Origin of the sequence: Agrobacterium sp. Ap1 (assembly GCF_017313375.1) — a bacterium.
GTDB classification, from domain to species: Bacteria; Pseudomonadota; Alphaproteobacteria; order Rhizobiales; family Rhizobiaceae; genus Neorhizobium; species Neorhizobium cellulosilyticum.
This window is the reverse complement of record NZ_JAFLMY010000001.1, coordinates 477,417-494,940: the sequence shown is the minus strand read 5'-3', so window position 1 is coordinate 494,940 and position 17,524 is coordinate 477,417. Positions and strand designations below refer to the sequence as shown.

General features: G+C 60.7%; 15 protein-coding genes. 7 read left to right on the top strand and 8 right to left on the bottom strand.

What is annotated here, in order from left to right:
* The first annotated feature begins 16 nt into the window (after positions 1-16).
* Positions 17-955 carry a putative bifunctional lysylphosphatidylglycerol flippase/synthetase gene (locus JZX87_RS02365; RefSeq protein WP_206823500.1) on the top strand — a complete coding sequence of 313 codons (939 nt, stop codon included), beginning with the start codon at positions 17-19 and terminating at the stop codon, positions 953-955.
* Here the strand turns inward: JZX87_RS02365 and JZX87_RS02360 are convergent.
* Positions 935-2,443 (bottom strand): phospholipase D-like domain-containing protein, encoded by a 1,509-nt coding sequence (locus JZX87_RS02360; RefSeq protein WP_353654156.1) that lies wholly within the window; start codon positions 2,441-2,443, stop codon positions 935-937. The genes JZX87_RS02365 and JZX87_RS02360 overlap by 21 nt on opposite strands.
* An 88-nt stretch (positions 2,444-2,531) precedes the next feature.
* Positions 2,532-2,738 (bottom strand): hypothetical protein, encoded by a 207-nt coding sequence (locus JZX87_RS02355; protein ID WP_183820914.1) that lies wholly within the window; start codon positions 2,736-2,738, stop codon positions 2,532-2,534.
* Positions 2,739-3,148: 410 nt separating this feature from the next.
* On the opposite strand from JZX87_RS02355, the gene JZX87_RS02350 reads away from it, so the two are divergent.
* Positions 3,149-3,655, top strand: a complete 507-nt coding sequence (locus JZX87_RS02350; RefSeq protein WP_206823493.1) for a ferritin-like domain-containing protein — start codon at positions 3,149-3,151, stop codon at positions 3,653-3,655.
* Between the two features lie 6 nt (positions 3,656-3,661).
* Here JZX87_RS02350 and JZX87_RS02345 read toward each other — a convergent pair whose 3' ends face one another.
* From JZX87_RS02345 to JZX87_RS02325, 5 genes are all read right to left on the bottom strand, one after another.
* A complete protein-coding gene (locus JZX87_RS02345; protein WP_148143075.1) occupies positions 3,662-3,874 on the bottom strand; it encodes a hypothetical protein in 213 nt (70 codons plus the stop codon).
* Between the two features lie 248 nt (positions 3,875-4,122).
* Positions 4,123-5,169: a glycosyltransferase family 2 protein gene (locus tag JZX87_RS02340; RefSeq protein ID WP_206823491.1), complete on the bottom strand. Its 1,047-nt coding sequence runs from the start codon at positions 5,167-5,169 to the stop codon at positions 4,123-4,125.
* Positions 5,170-5,348: 179 nt separating this feature from the next.
* Positions 5,349-7,313, bottom strand: a complete 1,965-nt coding sequence (gene asnB, locus JZX87_RS02335; RefSeq protein WP_206823489.1) for an asparagine synthase (glutamine-hydrolyzing) — start codon at positions 7,311-7,313, stop codon at positions 5,349-5,351.
* A 61-nt stretch (positions 7,314-7,374) separates the two neighbouring features.
* On the bottom strand, positions 7,375-8,748 hold the full coding sequence (locus JZX87_RS02330) for an FAD-containing oxidoreductase (RefSeq protein WP_206823481.1): 1,374 nt from the start codon (positions 8,746-8,748) through the stop codon (positions 7,375-7,377).
* Positions 8,745-9,221, bottom strand: coding sequence for a DUF4126 family protein (locus JZX87_RS02325; RefSeq protein ID WP_206823479.1), 477 nt, complete (start codon positions 9,219-9,221; stop codon positions 8,745-8,747). Before JZX87_RS02325 ends, JZX87_RS02330 begins: the two co-directional genes overlap by 4 nt.
* Positions 9,222-9,456: 235 nt before the next feature.
* Between JZX87_RS02325 and JZX87_RS02320 the strand changes: the two genes are divergently transcribed.
* The 5 genes from JZX87_RS02320 (at position 9,457) to JZX87_RS02300 (ending at position 16,159) form a co-directional block, all read left to right on the top strand.
* Positions 9,457-11,283, top strand: a complete 1,827-nt coding sequence (locus JZX87_RS02320; protein WP_502711288.1) for a sensor histidine kinase — start codon at positions 9,457-9,459, stop codon at positions 11,281-11,283.
* The gene (locus JZX87_RS02315; protein ID WP_183820919.1) at positions 11,280-12,674 is read left to right on the top strand and encodes a sigma-54-dependent transcriptional regulator; all 1,395 of its coding nucleotides are present in this window, start codon (positions 11,280-11,282) and stop codon (positions 12,672-12,674) included. The genes JZX87_RS02320 and JZX87_RS02315 overlap by 4 nt, the downstream gene beginning before the upstream one ends.
* A gap of 253 nt (positions 12,675-12,927) precedes the next feature.
* Positions 12,928-13,911 (top strand): tripartite tricarboxylate transporter substrate-binding protein, encoded by a 984-nt coding sequence (locus tag JZX87_RS02310; RefSeq protein WP_206823477.1) that lies wholly within the window; start codon positions 12,928-12,930, stop codon positions 13,909-13,911.
* Positions 13,912-14,181: 270 nt separating this feature from the next.
* A complete protein-coding gene (locus tag JZX87_RS02305; RefSeq protein ID WP_148143082.1) occupies positions 14,182-14,643 on the top strand; it encodes a tripartite tricarboxylate transporter TctB family protein in 462 nt (153 codons plus the stop codon).
* A 10-nt stretch (positions 14,644-14,653) separates the two neighbouring features.
* The gene (locus JZX87_RS02300; RefSeq protein WP_206823471.1) at positions 14,654-16,159 is read left to right on the top strand and encodes a tripartite tricarboxylate transporter permease; all 1,506 of its coding nucleotides are present in this window, start codon (positions 14,654-14,656) and stop codon (positions 16,157-16,159) included.
* Positions 16,160-16,391: 232 nt separating this feature from the next.
* Here the strand turns inward: JZX87_RS02300 and JZX87_RS02295 are convergent, their stop codons facing one another.
* Positions 16,392-17,444 (bottom strand): LacI family transcriptional regulator, encoded by a 1,053-nt coding sequence (locus JZX87_RS02295; RefSeq protein ID WP_206823469.1) that lies wholly within the window; start codon positions 17,442-17,444, stop codon positions 16,392-16,394.
* Between the last annotated feature and the right edge of the window lie 80 nt (positions 17,445-17,524).

The following is a 17,524-nucleotide window of genomic DNA, read 5'->3' as shown; positions in this document are numbered from 1 at the left end:
GAAGGCAGGAGGCATAATGATCGGCAGGAAGCATATTTTACAACTGGGTGTCCTTGCTGCTGTCTGCATTGCTGCCTTTCTCGTCTATCGCAGCCTTGGTCGCTATACGTTCGATGAAGTGGCGGATGCGGCGCAAGCGATCCCTCTCGACAGGCTTGGCGCTGCACTGATCTTCGTCGCGGCATCCTATTTATGCCTTACCGGCTTCGACACGCTTGCGGTCCGCTATGTCAAAAGACCACTCGTCTGGAGGCAGGCGGCGCTTGCATCCTTCTGTGCTCTGTCGATTGGTCATAATGTCGGCATGGCGGCGCTCAGCAGCGGTGCGGTGCGTTACCGGTTCTATTCTCGCTGGGGGCTGACGGGTGGGGAGATCGCCAAGGTCATCGGCTTTTGCGGAATTACCGTGGGGCTGGGGCTTTCGAGCCTTGCCGCGATCGTCCTGCTTTTCGATCTCGGACCGGATACGGATCTTTTCGGTATTGGTCAGGAGACGAGGGTGGCCGCAGGTCTTGCCTGCCTCGCCGGTCCGGTTGCCTATCTGCTTGTCTGCCTCTTCAGGATCCCGGTGCGATTCCGCAAATGGCGTCTCGATCCGCCGTCGCCCGGTCTGGCGATGGCGCAGATCAGTATCGGCACGCTGAATTTCGCCTGTGTCGCGGCAGCCATCCATCAGCTCATGGCGGTGTTTGGCGAGATCACCTATTTTGAGGTCGCCGGCGCCTATGTCACGGCCAATGTCGCTTCACTCATCAGCCATGTTCCGGGCGGGCTCGGCGTGCTGGAGGCGACGATGCTCGGCATTATTCCCGGGGCCAAGATCATCGGTGCGCTCGTCGCCTTCCGGGTACTCTATTTCTTCGTGCCGCTGATGATCGGCCTGCCGACATTTCTTGCCAGCGAGGCCTATTATCGACGCCGCCCGGACAGCTTTTCAAAACATTCGATGGGGTGAGAAACGCGAGACGAGGCGGCGGAAACCGGCCTGAATCTGCGGGACCGGCCAGAAGGGCTGTTTCGGATCGATGATGCTGGTGCCGGGGATGGATTCGGTCTCGCCCTTTTCTACATCGACGTCGAAGGGCTTCAGATGCCGGCCATTGACGTTCAGCATCTCGATCGTGCGGATCAGCGATCCTGTCTCTTCGAAATGCTGGCGCACCAGCGCCGGATCGGCCGCCAGGTGTTCGGCAAGCAGATCGATCCGCAGTTCCGCAATGGCGGCGCGGCCGGCGGCATCCTGCGGTTCCATCGCCAAGTCGCTCTCGGTGTCTAGACCTTCTGAGCGGTTGTTGAGGTTGGAAGATCCGACACGGACGAAATGGTCGTCGGCGATGATCAGCTTGGAATGGACGATAATTTCCCGCTCGCCACCCTTTTCGTCCGGCGTCACCGCATAAAAGACCCTCAGCCGGTCATATCGGTCGGCGCGCTTCAGCCGGCGGATCAGCCGTGTGCGGTTATGGCCCATCATCAGCTTTTCGAGAAAGCCGTGGGATTCGCGGGTGACGAGCACGACGATCTCGGGGCCGTTCTGTTTGCGCAGGCGCCGTGCGAGCGTTCGCGCGACACCGAAGGAGGCTAGATATTGTGTCTCGATGTAGAGATGCTTTTCGGCAGCCTTCAGCGCATCGTGGGTCAGGCGGATAGCCTCGCGATGACCGCGGCGGCCTTTCCACTTCCATGGCTCGGTCAGCGCCAGGCCGGTCGGGCAATGGGTGAGTGCTGGCACGAGATCGGACGGCCAAGGCGCGGGGCCGGGTACGTCAACGGATGCAAGTTCCTCGCCATGAGTCTTCCTCCACCGGCGGCGCGCGACATCGCCGATCAGCTTTGCCATGTCACCGGTAACGATGGTCTGCATGTCGTGGACAGGGCCATAGGAGGTGCCATCCGGCGAGACGCGATCAGGATTGACGATCGTGTGCTGTCTATCGTCCCAGCGGCGTGCGGTCAGGTCAATGCCGCCGAGAAAGGCGGTCTTGTCGTCTATCGCGACGATCTTCTGGTGGTGGCTTGCCCTTAAAGGGTGGCGGAAGTCGAAGCGCAGATCGATGCGCGGATGATCCGCCCAGTCAATCTTGCCGAACATCCGAAAACTCTTGCCGGAATAGATCGGTCCCATGCCCCAGACGAGAATGCGGATTTCGAGTTCCGGCTTCTCCTCGACCATGCGGCGCAGCAGCGTGCCGATCGTTTCCGAACCCTCATCCCGCGGGCGCAAGCGGATGTCAGGATTAAAGTCCCAGCCCACGATGAAGATCGATCTTTGCGCCTGACGCAACACGTCGTCGAGACGGAGGAAATAGTCTTCGCCGTCTATCAGGAACGCAACGCGTTCCGCTTTCGCCGAGCGCCAGACGTTTCTGCCGGGCTTTATGACCCGCGTGCGATGAAGCACCGGATCAATCAGATCAGAATTGGAAAAATTGCTCACGTCCACCTTGCGCCACCTCGTCATTTCTGACGGATGAACGCCACGATTTCGGTTTTTGTTCCCGCTCCCGCTTCCTGAGCGCTCTTCAAAAGGCTTAGCCGGCCTTCTGGGTCTGCTGCGTGGAGACCTTGGTATCGAACGAACCGACATAGGTGTCGTCGACCATCTGCATGGCAACGAATACGGAGGCCAGGATACCGGCGGTCACTACCAGCAGCTTCCAAAGGCACGGTTTGAACTCGGCTGGCTGCTGGGACCGAGCTGCAACGCTGCTCGGCATGCTCTTACTCGATACTGTCATGTCGTTCTCTTCTATGCCGCCGGTTACACCGCATTTCCTGGCGGCATGTATACGGGCGGTCTGTTTGTCTCATACGGATTGGGGACTGGCGCCTCATCGGGCAGCCTGTCGGGTTCCGGCTCGTTGATCGGTGGATCTGGAGCCCATCCTGGCGCCGGCATGGGCGGCTGCTCTGTTGGCTCTCTTGGATCTTCGATCATCGGCGCCTCCATTAATGCATCGGTAACCCCGGGCGCAAGTGATGGTTCCCATCTTTTTAACAAGTGCTGATATGCCGCAGATGCATCCCTTGAGGGCATCTCGAGGCAATTTCGCGTTCAATGTCAGGGAACTTCCCGTTATGGTTCGGGGTTGCCATTGGCGATCACGAGCCCGTGTATTATCTGTGGATGAGACGAGGGAGGAGCTGCATGACCCATGCGAAGGACAATTTCATTGCCTGGCTGAAAAGCGCCCATGCGATGGAGGAGCAGGCGATCACCTCTTTGACCGCGCAGACACGGCGACTGGAAAACTACCCGGACCTCAAGGCACGCATGCTCGAACATCTTGAGGAAACGCGCAGCCAGGCGGACGCGCTGCAGAGCCTTCTCAACGATTTTTCCGGTGCGCCGTCGACGCTCAAGGACATTGCCGGGCGCATCGCCGCGACCGTGCACGGAATTCCGGCGCTGGTGATGAATGACGAGGTGGTGAAGTTCACTGCTCAGGCCTATGCGTTCGAACATCTGGAGATCGCGACCTATCGCATGCTGATCGCGGCTGCAGACGAGCTGGGAGAAACCGAAGCCCAGGCCGTGTTCGAACGCATCCTTGCGGAAGAGATGTCGATGGCAAGCTGGCTGGAAGACAATCTCGATCCCATCACCCGGGTTTTCCTGATGCGCGATGAACGGGATTTGCAGGCGAAGCGTTAGCCTTGTTCAACCATAGAAGCTGTGCCCATCGAAGTGACGATGAAGGCTCTTTTCGTCCTTCACGCCGCGCTGATAAAGCTGAATCATCTCAACCGCCACATTGCTTGCCGCAGCACTGCTGCCGGGCAGGCCGTGTTCCATGCAAACGTCATCGAACACGCGCTTCAGGAACGCAAGCTCGTTAGGGTCGAACGTATGTGTTGCTACTGCGGGTATCATGTCTTGCCTCCATCATGGGGGCGAAAGAACTTCAGTGACGACCTGTCGTCTTTCAGTCGCCGGCGCCCTACACATCAGCCAGCGATGGGGTGAGATTACTACCTTCTGTGGCCGTTTCAAGCGGGGTCAGGTTAAATCGAAGTAATGATTCGGTGACCGGATTTTATCTGCTGTTCACGGCTCTGCAGGCTGGCTTGCAGCAAGTCGGATTACGGGTTCCGGTTGCACAATCGGGCTTAAATCAGGGCTCAGCGGGCGCTCGTTGCCATGGCGGTATCATAAGCATCCGTGGCTTGATCGGCATCGCGGCTCACTTCCGCATCGGGTTCGCCGAGAAGCCGGCTTTCGATCCAGGAACGCGGGTTGCGGCGTGGCGTGATGTAGCCGACCGGCAGGGCGATCGCCTGAAGAAAGCGGACGATCACCGTATAAAGACCTGTCTTCAGCCGTCCGGTGCGCAAGGACGTGACGGCCACGACAAAACCAAGGCCTGCGGCGATGATCAGAGCGGGCATGGTGACGCCGGGCATTGTTGCGACAAGCAGCATTGAGCCGAACATGAAGCTCCAGGCAAGCGCCAGGACGCCAAGCTCTGGCAGAGCGCGCAGCAGCCGATAGAAATAGGGCTTGCCGGTTGCTGCCCGCAAGAGCTCTCCGATGCCGAAAGGCTCCTTGGTTTTCACCTGTTGCAGAAGCAGGTCACGAGAGCGAGCATCATGGCCGTGATGGCGGGCAAAACGGCGATCCAGCCGATGCAGTTTCCAGCCGGCACTGCGCAGGCGAATGCCGAGGTTCAATTCCTCGTAGCCATGCAGGTTGCGGTCGGCCATATAGTCGATCTCTTCGATCGCGCGGCGGCGATAAAGCCCGCCTCCGGCCAACTGGTCCACGGCGCCGATACGCCGATCGGGCAGGAAGCCGTTGCCGGATGCCGCTCCGGTTTCGATATGGCCGGTAACACCGCCGGTACGCGTATGGCGCTCCAGAAAAGCAATCGCTTCCGGCAGAAATGCCGGATCGAGTTCCATGTCGGCGTCGATCAGGCAGATGAAGTCGTGGCGGGCATATTGATAACCGAGCTGCGAGCCGGCACCGCTGCGAAAACGCGCGGGACGGGCGATCTGGGTCAGCCGCACGGGATAGGTCGACGCGATCTCGATCGTGCGGTCGCGGGAACCGAGGTCGGTGACGATGATTTCGCCCTCACCATCCGGCAGAGCTTTCAGCGCGCACTCGATCGTGCGAGCAATGCGCTTTTCGTCATCCAGTGTCTTGATGATGATCGATACGGTCATGGTGGTGAAACTCCCTGACTTGGTAGCGACTGACTGGGTCGCGATTTGTGCCCACGGGTCCCGATCGTGGCGCGGCGTGCTGGAAGGCTTAAAGGCAGGCTCTTCCGATCCTCATAAAGACAATACTAAAATTTTATCGATCACGCGAGCGTGAGAGGCAAAACCGCGTATTTTCGGCCTTAAAGCGAGCTTTTGGACAGTGCCGATATTTTTGTAACCAATTGTTTTTTGGCAAAATTCTCGGCCCATAACTGGGTTGAAAGAATTCCGACAAACGCGGCATTATCGCGAAAACCGGCGACAGTTTGCTTGCGGCATTTTCCGTGAAGCCTTGAAACCGCCACCGGATCGAACAGTCCGGTTGCCGAGACGGCACGTTCGGACAGCATCTCGGAGACGTAAGCCTGCTCATCGGTGCCCGGGCCGGTAAAGGAACTGCTGTCAGGTGCGCGGTATGGCTGTTTCTGACGCTCGATGACGCTGTCGGGTAACAGACCTTTCGCCGCTTCACGCAGGATATGTTTTTCACGCAGGCCCTTGAGCTTCGCATCGGGCGAAAGTTTCGTGGCAAACTCCACCAGCCGGTGATCGAGGAAGGGGAAACGGCCTTCTATGCCATGCGCCATCGCCATCCGGTCGCCCTGGCTGGAGAGGATGTAGCCCGGCAGAAGAAGACGGGTTTCGAGATATTGTGCCTGATGCAGTGGATGCCAGCGGCGGAAACGCTCCGGTAGCCGCGTGCTCAGCTCTTCGGCGGCATCGTAGTGGCCGAGCGTTTCTCGCAGGTCTGCGGAATAGAAGATTTTCGTCGCCGCCGTGCTTTTCATCCGCGGTCGGTGCGAGAAAAGCGGATCGGACGGATCGGTGCCGGAGACGTTGAAGAAGGCCGAAAGATATTCCGCCGACTGCTGCTTCAGCCCGGGCAGATAAGGATAGAGCTTGCGGAAGAGATGCGGCCTGATCTTCGAGCCGGGCTGGCGGGCGCAGAAACGGCGCACCTTCGCTTCCCGAAAAATGTCGTAACCGGCAAATACTTCGTCTGCGCCTTCGCCGGTCAGGACCACCTTCATGCCGGTTTCTCGAACGAGACCGGCCAAAGTGTAAAGCGGGGCAGGGGCGGTGCGCAGGATCGGGCGTTCGGTAAACCGGATGATGTCAGGGAAGGCGGTCGCGATCGTTTCAGGCGATGAGGCGATCGAGTTATGACGGGTGCCGAGCACCGAGGCTACCTGCTGCTGAAAGCTGCTTTCGTCGTGTTCGGTGCTATCGAAGGTCACGGAGAAGGTGTTCAATCCGCTCGGCGCCATCGGGGCGGCGAGCGCCGAGATCAACGAGGAATCGAGACCGCCGGAAAGATAGGAGCCGACCGGCACATCGGCGCGCATTCTCAGCCGCACGGCATCGGCCAGCAAGGCGCGCAATTCCTCGGTGTGATCTTCATCTGTCGCCCCATGCTCGCCGACATCGGGGAAGTCGAGCGTCCAATAGGGTTTCAACCGGTTCGCTCCGTTCTCGCGAACCAGCATCTGGCCGGGTTCCAGCTCGAAAATGTTGCGAAAGGCTGTGCGCGGCGCGATCGGCGCCCATAGGGTGAATATCTGGTCCAGCGCGACAGCATCGAGTTCGGCCTCGATGCCGGGCACGGTCAAAAGCGCCTTCACCTCTGATGCGAAATAGAGCGTGCCTTTGTGCTCTGTGTAAAAGAGAGGCCGCACGCCCATGCGGTCTCGCGCCAGCAGCAATTTTCGCTCCGTCGCGTCCCAGATGGCGAAGGCGAAATCGCCGTTGAGCTTTTGCAGGCAGGCCTCGCCGTCATGGGCGTAAAGCTGCAGCAGCACTTCCGTATCCGAGCCGGTACGGAACGTCGCGTCGCGCGCCTTCAGTTCATCGCGCAGTTCGACATAGTTGAAGATCTCGCCGTTGAAGGCGATCGTGTAGCGCCCGTCGGGTGTCGTCATAGGCTGCTGGCCATCGGAGAGCCCGACGATCGACAGACGGACATGCGACAGGCCTATGCCGGAGCCGGTCCAGATGCCGCTGCCATCCGGGCCGCGATGGGCGATCGCCTGTCCCATGGCAGAGAGAAGAGAAGGCGCGCGTTCCGCACCCAATCCTTCTCCCGCGTAACCTGCAAATCCGCACATCTCTTCCATCCCGACAGGATCATCCGATCCCGTTGATAAGCGGAAAAGCTTGCCGATCCCCTTATGCGGGCTTCATAGATAGGACGACTGTCGGCCAGAGTTCGGAAACTGTCGGGTGGATCGGCACCGCCCAGCGCAGATCGTCGTAAGTCGCACCGACATTCATCAGGTCCAGCACGCCGTGGATCGCCTCGTCACCACCGGTGCCGAGCAGGGCCGCGCCGAGGATTTTTTTCGTCTTTGCGTCGGCGACGATCTTCATGAAACCCTTGGTCTCGCCCTTTTCGACCGCACGTCCGACATTCGTCATCGGCCGTGTGCCGACCAGAACCTCATGGCCCGCCTTGCGTGCCTCTTCCTCGCCCATACCGACCCGGCCAAGCGGCGGATCGATGAACAGCGCATAGCCCAGCAGTCGTTGCGATACTTTTCGGTCCTCGCCGTCGAACAGGTTGGCGGCGACGATCTCGAAGTCGTTATAGGCGGTGTGGGTGAAAGCGCCTTTACCATTGCAGTCGCCCATCGCCCATATTCCGCCGACATTGGTGGCAAGCCGCTCGTCCACCTTGATGAAGCCGCGCGCGTCGAGTTCGATGCCGGCCTTCTCCAGGCCAAGATCGTCGGTATTGGGCCGCCGGCCGACTGCCAGAAGCACATCCGAGCCGATCACTTCGGGTTCGCCTTCGTCGCAATTCACGCCGACTGCTATGCCGTCTTCATGCTTGCGGAAACGGATACATTCGGCATTGGTGCGGATATGGATGCCTTCCGCCTCAAGGATCTCGCGAACCGCTGCGGAAATGTCCTCGTCCTCGCGGCCGATCAACCGCGTGCCTTTTTCGACGACCGTTACCTCTGCACCGAAGCGGCGATAGATCTGGGCGTATTCCAGGCCGATATAACTGCCGCCGACAATCACCAGATGTTTCGGCAGTCGGTCGAGCATGACGATATCGGTATTGGTCATGTAGGGAATGTCGCCCACACCGGCGAAATCCGGGATTGTTGCGCGCGAACCGACATTCAGAAAGATCTGCGGCGCGGTCAGCAATTCATCACCGACGCGAATGACATCCCTGCTTTCGAAACGGGCGTGGCCACGGATCAGGCTGCAGTTCGGCATGCCCTCCAGCCAGTTCTCGTTGCCGCGGCGGCTGTCGAGCGTGACCTTGTGAGAGCGGCGCATCACCGCCTGCATGTCGACCGAAATGTCGCCGCGGATGCCGACACCATAATCGGCGGCGCGGCGGGCAAGGTGGGCGGCATAGGCGCTGGCGACAAGCGTCTTGGTCGGCTTGCAGCCGGTGTTGACGCAGGTGCCGCCAACATGTTTGCGCTCGATGATCGCGACCGTCTTTCCCGCATCATTGAACCGGCCGGCAAGCGAGGGGCCTGCCTGGCCGGCACCGATGATGATCGCGTCGAAACGCTTCATATCGTTGCGGCCGCGGGGAGAGACAAAATGATGATAAAGGCCACGACGAAGGCCACGCCATCCTCGATGAAGGCGGCCGGTGCATCCTTGCCGAAAATCTCGGCCAGCTTGGCGCGTGCCCAGGCCCCGCCATAGGTGCCGGCCACGGCGCCGAGAACGCCGGAAACGAGGCCGGCCAGCCACAGGTCGTAAGGAATGCCGATCGCGGCGCCCGCCACGCCGCCGGTGACCAGCCGGGTGATGAACTGCTGCGGCACCTTGCGGCTCGGCGTGTTCGGCAACTGGTCGGTCACCAGTTCGAACACGGCGAGAATTGTGAAGATGAGCACGGCCCACTTGGAACCGAGGAAGGACAGCCAGGAGCCGGACAGATCAAGCCAACCGAGCGCTGCCGCCCAGGTGACGAGGGCCGGGGCCATCATCGCCCTGAGACCGGCGACGCCGCCCATGAATAGCGCAAGCAAGGAAACCATCTGAACCCCTATTTCCGCCCGAAGCGGTCTGCCCTCATTGATTGCACAACGACGTGATATCCTACCGCAAGTCAAGCGTCTTGCACGGGATTGCTGCCTGTGACGGTGCTACATAGCAGTCTTCGCTTTCGCCAAAATATCCAAACGCACCCGTCATACGAGAAGTCATTGGAAAATTCCGCGGCGCTCCGTAAGATATGCGCGTTATGGTCGAGGGAGGAGGAGCCCTTCGGACGTGAAATATCGTATCGCGGCAGTGTCTGTCCTCTGTCTTGTGCTCGGCCTTGTGCTGACATGGAAGGTGCATGGGTTCGTGGCGCGCAGCGCCATGGACGAAGCGGAGCTGCAGGCAGGCACCACGCTGAGGCTGGCGGTTTCGGCGCTTGACGGGCATCTGAAGCGCTATGAGGCGCTGCCGGCGCTGACTGCCGATGACGAGATCATCGAGGTTCTCATAGAAGACCCCGGCAACGAGGCGCTGCGGCTTTCCGCCAACCGGTATCTGAAATCCGTCAATGCGCTGCTGAAGTCTTCGGACATCTACATCATGACCATGGACGGCACGACGATTGCCGCCAGCAATTACGATTCCCCCGTCAGTTTCGTCGGCGAGAATTTCAGCTATCGGCCCTATTTCCAGGAAGCGGCGCGGGGCGAAAGGTCGCGTTTCTTCGCGGTCGGTACGACATCGGCCAAGCGCGGTTATTATTTCAGTTCGCCGATCGTGATGGATGGAAAAATCCTCGGGGTGATCGTCTTCAAGGTCGATCTCGATACGATCGAGGCCTCCTGGGCCGGCGGCGACGACCGGATCTTCGTCTCCGATCCGGAAGGCATCATCTTCATGACCGGCAGCGACGAATGGCGTTTCGCCGCCATCCTACCGCTGACGCCGGATCGCGTGGCCCGGACAGAAACCTCAAGGCGATATGCGGATGTGAAGCTGCATCAGCTGCCGCTCGCCTATGGCAGTTTCGCAGGCCATGAAACCATGCTGATCCGGAACGGCAATACGGAGCGGGAATATCTCTACGTCTCGCAATCCATGCCGGAGGCCGGATGGACGGTGAATGTGCTGATGGACACAGCCTCGGTGCGCTGGCAGGCGCAGACGATGATGGCCGCCGTGTTTCTGGCGCTCTGCCTTGCCGGGCTGGTTTCGGCAATCGTCTTCCAGCGCCGGGCGCGGATGACTGAGCGCATGCAGCTGCAGGCCGAGGCGCAGAACGAGCTGGAGCGGCGGGTAGACGAGCGCACCGCAGCCCTTGCCCGCGTCAACAGCCGTATCGAGAAGGAGATCGCCGAGCGCCGCCTGACCGAGCGCCGGTTGCGCAAGACACAGGCCGATCTGGTGCAGGCCGGAAAACTCGCCGGCCTCGGCCAGATGTCGGCAGCGCTCTCCCACGAACTCAACCAGCCGCTTGCCGCGGCGAAGACCTATGCGGAGACGACCGGCCTTCTGATCGAGCGCGGCCGCGTTGAAGATGCGAGCGACAATCTCAAGCGCATCTCGGCGCTGATCGACCGAATGGCGTCGATCAGCCGGCACCTGCGCAATTTCGCCCGCAAGCCGAATGAAAAACTCGGCGCGGTCAGCGTCGAGGATGTCATCCGCGATACGATCGAGATCGTTTCCGCCCGGCTCAAGGCGGCGGATGCGGAGCTTTCCATCATGGTAGAGCCGGGCCTGCCGCGGGTGATGGCAGGCGCCGTGCGTCTGCAGCAGGTGCTGGTCAATATCGTTACCAATGCCGCTGATGCGGTGGAGGGACTGGAGGACAGGCGTATCGATGTGTCTGCCTCCGGTGCGGCCGAGAAGGTGATGATTATCGTGCGCGATCGCGGGCCGGGTGTTCCGGCCGCCATCCGCGAACGCATTTTCGACCCGTTCTTCACCACCAAGGGTGTGGGCAAGGGGCTGGGGCTTGGCCTGTCGATCTCCTACAATATCGTCAAGGATTTCGGCGGCAGCCTTTCGGTCACCGATCATCCGGAAGGCGGGGCCGTGTTTGCCATCGAACTCGATGTCGCCGATGCAAGCGTAATGGAGGCGGCCGAATGACGCTTGCGCAACGGGTACTGCTTGTCGATGACGAGGAGGAACTGCGCCGCTCCACCGCGCAGGCGCTGGAGCTGTTCGATCTCACCGTCGACACGTTTCCGAATGCGGAAAACGTTCTGGAGCTTTCCGGCTTCGGCTTCGATGGCGTGATCGTCAGCGATATTCGCATGCCGGGGCTGGACGGGATGACGCTTCTGCACCGGGTGCGCGAACTCGATGCGGAAATCCCGGTCATTCTCGTCACCGGCCATGGCGATGTGCAGCTTGCCGTGAAGGCAATGCGCGAGGGCGCATACGATTTTCTCGAAAAGCCGTTCACCCCGCAGCATCTCGCCGGCGTCATCCGCCGTGCGCTGGAGCGGCGCGCGCTGATCCTTGAAAACCGGCGGCTTCGGGCCGTTGCGGGAAAACGTGACGATGTGGAAGCCCGCATGCCGGGCCGCACGCAGGTGATGGTCGATCTGCGCTACCGCATTCGTGCGATCGGCGCGACGGATGCCGATACGCTGGTCATCGGCGATACCGGCGTCGGCAAGGAAGTGGTGGCTCGCGCCCTGCACGATATCAGCCCGCGCGCCAACCGGCCGCTGATCGCCATCAATTGCGCCGCTCTTCCCGAAACGCTGATCGAAAGCGAGCTTTTCGGCCACGAAGCCGGTGCCTTTCCCGGCGCGCTTCGGCCGCGATACGGCAAGTTCGAGCATGCGCGGGGAGGGACGATCCTGCTCGACGAAATCAGCTCCATGCCCTTCGACCTTCAGGCGAAATTCCTGCGGGTGCTGCAGGAACGGGTCATTACCCGGCTCGGATCGAATGAGACGGTCCCGCTCGACGTGCGTTTTATTGCCACCAGCAAGGTGGATCTGGAGGCGGAAGTGGCGGCTGGTCGCTTCCGTGCCGATCTTCTCTACCGGCTGAATGTCGCGACGGTGCATGTCCCGGCGCTTTCGCAAAGACGGGCGGATATTCCGCTGCTCTTCCTCCAGCTCGTGCGCGAGGCGGCGGCGCGTTACGGCCGCGAGGATATTATCGTGCCTCCGGATATCCTTTCGCTGATCGCCCAGCGGGACTGGCCGGGCAATGTGCGCGAGCTGCGCAATGCCGCTGACCGGCTGGTGCTGGGTCTCGATCCGGGTTCGGGAGAGCCGGGCGGGGCTGCAAAGGAAAACGGCGGCCGGCTGGCGGAAAAGGTTGCCGCCTTCGAGCGCAATCTCATCGCCACCGAGATTGCTGCCCATGGCGGGGCGCTGAAGCCGGTCTATGAAACACTCGGCATTTCGCGCAAGACTCTCTACGAGAAGATGCAGAAATACGGTCTCGACAAGAAGATGCTGAAGTCCTCCCAAGTTGGCGATGAAGACGAGTCGGGAGCGTTCGCCGACTTTTCCTGAGTTGAATTGGCGGATATTTTGCCGCTGCGTCACTATTACTCAAGGCAGTTGGGTGGATTTCCACCCATGCCGGACGCCCGTTGTTCCCAAATCCACCCATGCTGCGCTGCGGTTAAGGAAATATCCTGCCTTCGCTTGCCGTTAGCCAATTGCCAGCGTTTCCGCGCCGCCCGCTAATGGATCCCAAGCAGGTGCCGGAGGAGATGTGCATCTGCAGCTACAGGCTGGATATTGTCCTTGGAGGAGGAAATTCATGAAACTGTTTAACGCCGTTCTCGGCGCAACGGCGCTTGCCGCCATCTCGATGTTTTCCGCACAGGCGAGTGCTCAGGGCTATCCCGAGCGCCAGATCACTATGGTCGTGCCGTTTGCCGCCGGTGGCCCGACCGATACGGTTGCCCGTCTCGTTGCCGAATCCATGTCGAAGGATCTCGGCCAGCAGATCGTCGTCGAAAATGTCGGCGGTGCCGGCGGAACACTCGGTGCCGGCCGTGTCGCTGCAGCCGAGGCGGATGGTTACACGGTTCTGCTCCACCATATCGGCATGGCGACCAGCGCCACGCTTTACCGCAAGCTTGCCTATGACACGCTGAATGCCTTCGAATATGTCGGTCTCGTCACCGACGTGCCGATGACGATCGTCGCCCGCAAGGACATGGAAGCAACTGACCTCAAGGGTCTCGTCGAATATGCCAAGGCGAATGCCGACAAGGTGACCGTCGCCAATGCCGGCATCGGGGCTGCCTCGCATCTTTGCGGCATGCTGTTCATGAGCGCCATCCAGACCCCGCTCGTTACCGTTCCCTACAAGGGCACGGGACCTGCGATGACCGATCTTCTCGGCGGCCAGGTCGATATCATGTGCGACCAGACCACCAACACGACGAAGCAGATCCAGGGCGGCACGATCAAGGCTTACGCCGTCACTTCGCCGGAACGGCTTGCGATCTTCAAGGACCTGCCGACGGTGAAGGAAGCCGGGCTTGAAAGCATGACGGTCGGTATCTGGCACGGCATCTATACGCCGAAGGACACGCCGGCCGAGATCAATGAACGCCTGTCGAAGTCCCTTCAGGGCGCGCTGAAGGACGAGAATATCGTCAAGCGTTTCGCCGAACTGGGCACCGCGCCCTCGCCGGAAGGTGATGCAACGCCGGCAGCCCTGAAAACCAAGCTGGAGACCGAAATCGCCCGCTGGAAGCCGATCATCGAGTCTGCCGGGCAGTATGCGGACTAACGCCTGACGCTCCTGCGTATCAATCTGCCCCTCACCCTAACCCTCTCCCCGCGCGCGGGGAGAGGGGACGCGTTTGCCGCTACTCTTTCCAATTCTCTTTGATGTGGAGAGTGGGCGAGTGGGTGCGGCAATGGTCCTTCGCCCCGCCTGCGGGGAGAAGGTGCCGGCAGGCGGATGAGCGGCCGAGGCCGTGGCAAGTGGCAAGGCAGAGGGGGCCGAACGTGCTCCAGCCATCAACGCTAGACCATCTCCCACTCAAACGGAGACACCATGAATTCCAAGTCATTCGACAAAGCCAATCTGATCTGCGGCATCCTGCTGATCCTGACCGGCATCTTCTTCGCCTATCAGTCGATCGAACTCGAACTCGGCACGGCGTTTCGCATGGGGCCGGGTTATTTCCCGTTCATCCTGGCGCTGGCGCTCATCCTGTTCGGCGCCATCATCCTGTTTCAGGCATTTCGCGTGGAAGGAGAGCCGATCGGGCCTATTGCCTGGCGCGGTATCATCTTCATTCTTGCCGCCCCGATCTTCTTCGGCATCACGGTGCGCGGCCTCGGTTTCGTGCCGTCGCTGTTCTTCGCCGCGCTGATCGCCTCTTTCGCCTCCCACAAGATGAAGCCGCTGACGGCCGTTATTCTCGCTGTGCTGCTGACCGCCTTTTCCGTGCTGGTTTTCAGCTATGGCCTCGGGCTGCCCTTCCAGCGCTTCGGACCCTGGGTTCGCTTCTAGGATTTGACTGATGGATCTTTTCAATAATCTTCTTCTCGGCTTCCAGACCGCAGGATCGATCGAGAACCTGTTCTTCTGCCTGATCGGGGTGCTGCTCGGCACGCTGATCGGCGTGCTTCCCGGCATCGGCGCCACCGCGACGATCGCCATGCTGTTGCCGATCACTTTCCAGCTCGAACCCGTTTCGTCGCTGATCATGCTCGCCGGCATCTATTACGGCGCGCAATATGGCGGCTCGACCACGGCGATCCTGATCAACATGCCGGGCGAATCCTCGTCCGCCGTCACCGCGATCGACGGTTACCAGATGGCCCGCAAGGGCAAGGCCGGGGCGGCACTTGCGATCGCCGCGATCGGCTCGTTCTTCGCCGGCACGGTGTCCACCTTCCTCGTCGCCATCTTCGCGCCGCCGCTCACCGCCATCGCGCTGCAATTCGGCGCCGCCGAATACTTTTCGCTGATGGTCGTCGGCCTGGTCTCATCGATCGCGCTGGCACATGGCTCGGTCATCAAGGCGCTGGCCATGGTGGTGCTCGGCCTGCTGCTCGGGCTTGTCGGCACCGATATCTATACCGGCGCGCCGCGCTTCACGCTCGGTATCCGTGAATATGCGGACGGTCTGAATTTCGTCGCGGTCGCGGTTGGCGTGTTCGGTATCGCGGAAATCCTGCGTAATCTCGAAAACGAACGGACGCGGGAAGTGCTGATGGCGAAGGTTTCCGGCCTTCTGCCGAGCCGCGAGGATTTTCGGGCGATGATCGCACCGGTGCTGCGCGGCACGGCGATCGGCTCGGTGCTCGGCATTCTGCCGGGCGGCGGAGCGATCCTTGCCTCCTTCGCCTCTTATACGGTTGAAAAGAAGGTTTCGAAAAACCCGCAGGAATTCGGCCATGGCGCGGTTGCTGGCGTGGCGGGGCCGGAATCGGCAAACAATGCCGGTGCCCAGACCTCGTTCATTCCGCTTCTGACGCTCGGTATTCCGGCCAACCCGGTGATGGCGTTGATGGTCGGAGCGATGATTATCCAGGGCATCGTGCCGGGGCCGAATGTGGCGGCCGAACAGCCAGCGCTGTTCTGGGGCATCATCGCCTCGATGTGGATCGGCAACCTGATGCTCGTCATCCTCAACCTGCCGCTGATCGGGCTGTGGGTGAAATTGCTGACGATCCCCTATTACCTGCTCTTCCCGATCATCATGGCCTTCTGCTCGATCGGCGTCTACAGCGTCAACTCGAACGTCTACGACCTCTACGCTGTCGCATTCTTCGGCCTGCTCGGTTACCTGCTCCTGAAGCTCCGCTGCGAGCCGGCACCGCTTCTGCTCGGCTTCGTGCTTGGACCGTTGCTCGAAGAAAACCTGCGGCGGGCGATGATTTTGTCGCGCGGTGATCCGAGCACGTTCGTCACGCGGCCGATCAGTGCCACGCTGCTGTTCATTGCCGTTGTCGTTCTCATCGTCGTCTTCCTTCCAAGTGTAAGGAAGAAGCGCGAAGAGGTGTTTGTCGAAGAGGATTGAGATGAGGGTAGGGGGGCCGTCGGCGCGTGCTGGCCCCCCTCTGGCCTGCCGGCCATCTCCCCCACAGGTGGGGAGATCACACACGGCGCTACCTTCGCTTCCTGTTGAGCGTAGAATGGTAGCGGCGCCAAAAATGAAGTTTGCTTGAGGCGAGGAGCTGGCGCCCAGCTGATCTCCCCTCTTGTGGGGGAGATGCCCGGCAGGGCAGAGAGGGGCCTCCACGATAGCAGCCTCACACCTCCAGCACCGCCTGCAATTCACTCACCGGCGTCGCCCCCGCGATTCGTTTTAACAGCAGCCCGGCCATCAGCCTTCCGGCTTCCGATAGGTCCTCGTAGATCGTCTCGATCCGCGGCCGTACCTGATCGAACAGGCCGGATGTCTGTTTTGCCACCAACCTCACATCCCGCCCGATCTCAAGCCCGAGATCATGGGTTGCCGACATCACTGCCATGGCCGAAACTTCGCCGCCGCAGATGAAACCGTCTGGCGGATCGGATTTCGCCAGCCTTGCCGCAACATGATCGCGAACCGCATCGGCCTTGCTGTCGAGCGTGATGCCCTGAGCTATCTCGAAGGCTACCCCTTCTTCGCGCACGGCGGTCATGAAGCCGTGGCGCATGTGGTGGTGGAAGGTGAAGCGTTCGGGGGGAAGGATGATGAACAGCCGCCGACAGCCCGAGGCGATCAGCTTTTTCGCCGCCTGATAGGTGAAACGGTAATTGTCGTAGTCGACATAAGGATGCGGCGTCGCAAGCTCCGTCCTGCCGTGGCAGACGAAGGGAAAGCCTGTTTCCAGCAGGAATTTCACCCGCTCGTCGGAAGGTTCGGTGCGGCTGAACAGGATGCCGTCGGCCATGCGGTTGCGGACGATATGGCGGACTGGATCGATCTGCGGCGTATCGGAAAAATGCGGGGTGATGACGAGGTGATAAGGCGTGCCGCGCAGCGTCGCCGTCATGCCCCTGATCATCGAGGTGCCGTAGCCGAGGATTTCCTCATGCGGATCCAGAACGAGGCTGATGACGTTGGTGCGGCCGGTGCGCAGGCGCTGAGCGGCCCGATCGGGCAGGTAACCGACCTGGGCTGCCGCTGCCTGAACACGCTGGCGGGTTTCTCGGGCAATCAGCGGATCGTCGCCCAGAGCGCGCGACACGGTGGTCACCGCAAGCCCGGTCAATTCGGCGATCGTCTTCAGCGTCGGCTTTCGGTGGGGGCCGGGAGTTGAAGTCGAAGAGCCAGCCGTGTTCGGTTGGCGTCCGTCCTCTGCATCGTCCAGCGGCATGTCTCATCCTCCATCCGGCGGCTTAACCGCTGCCGGAGCTCCATATATATCGTTGCAAATTCCGTGACGATTTCCAGAAT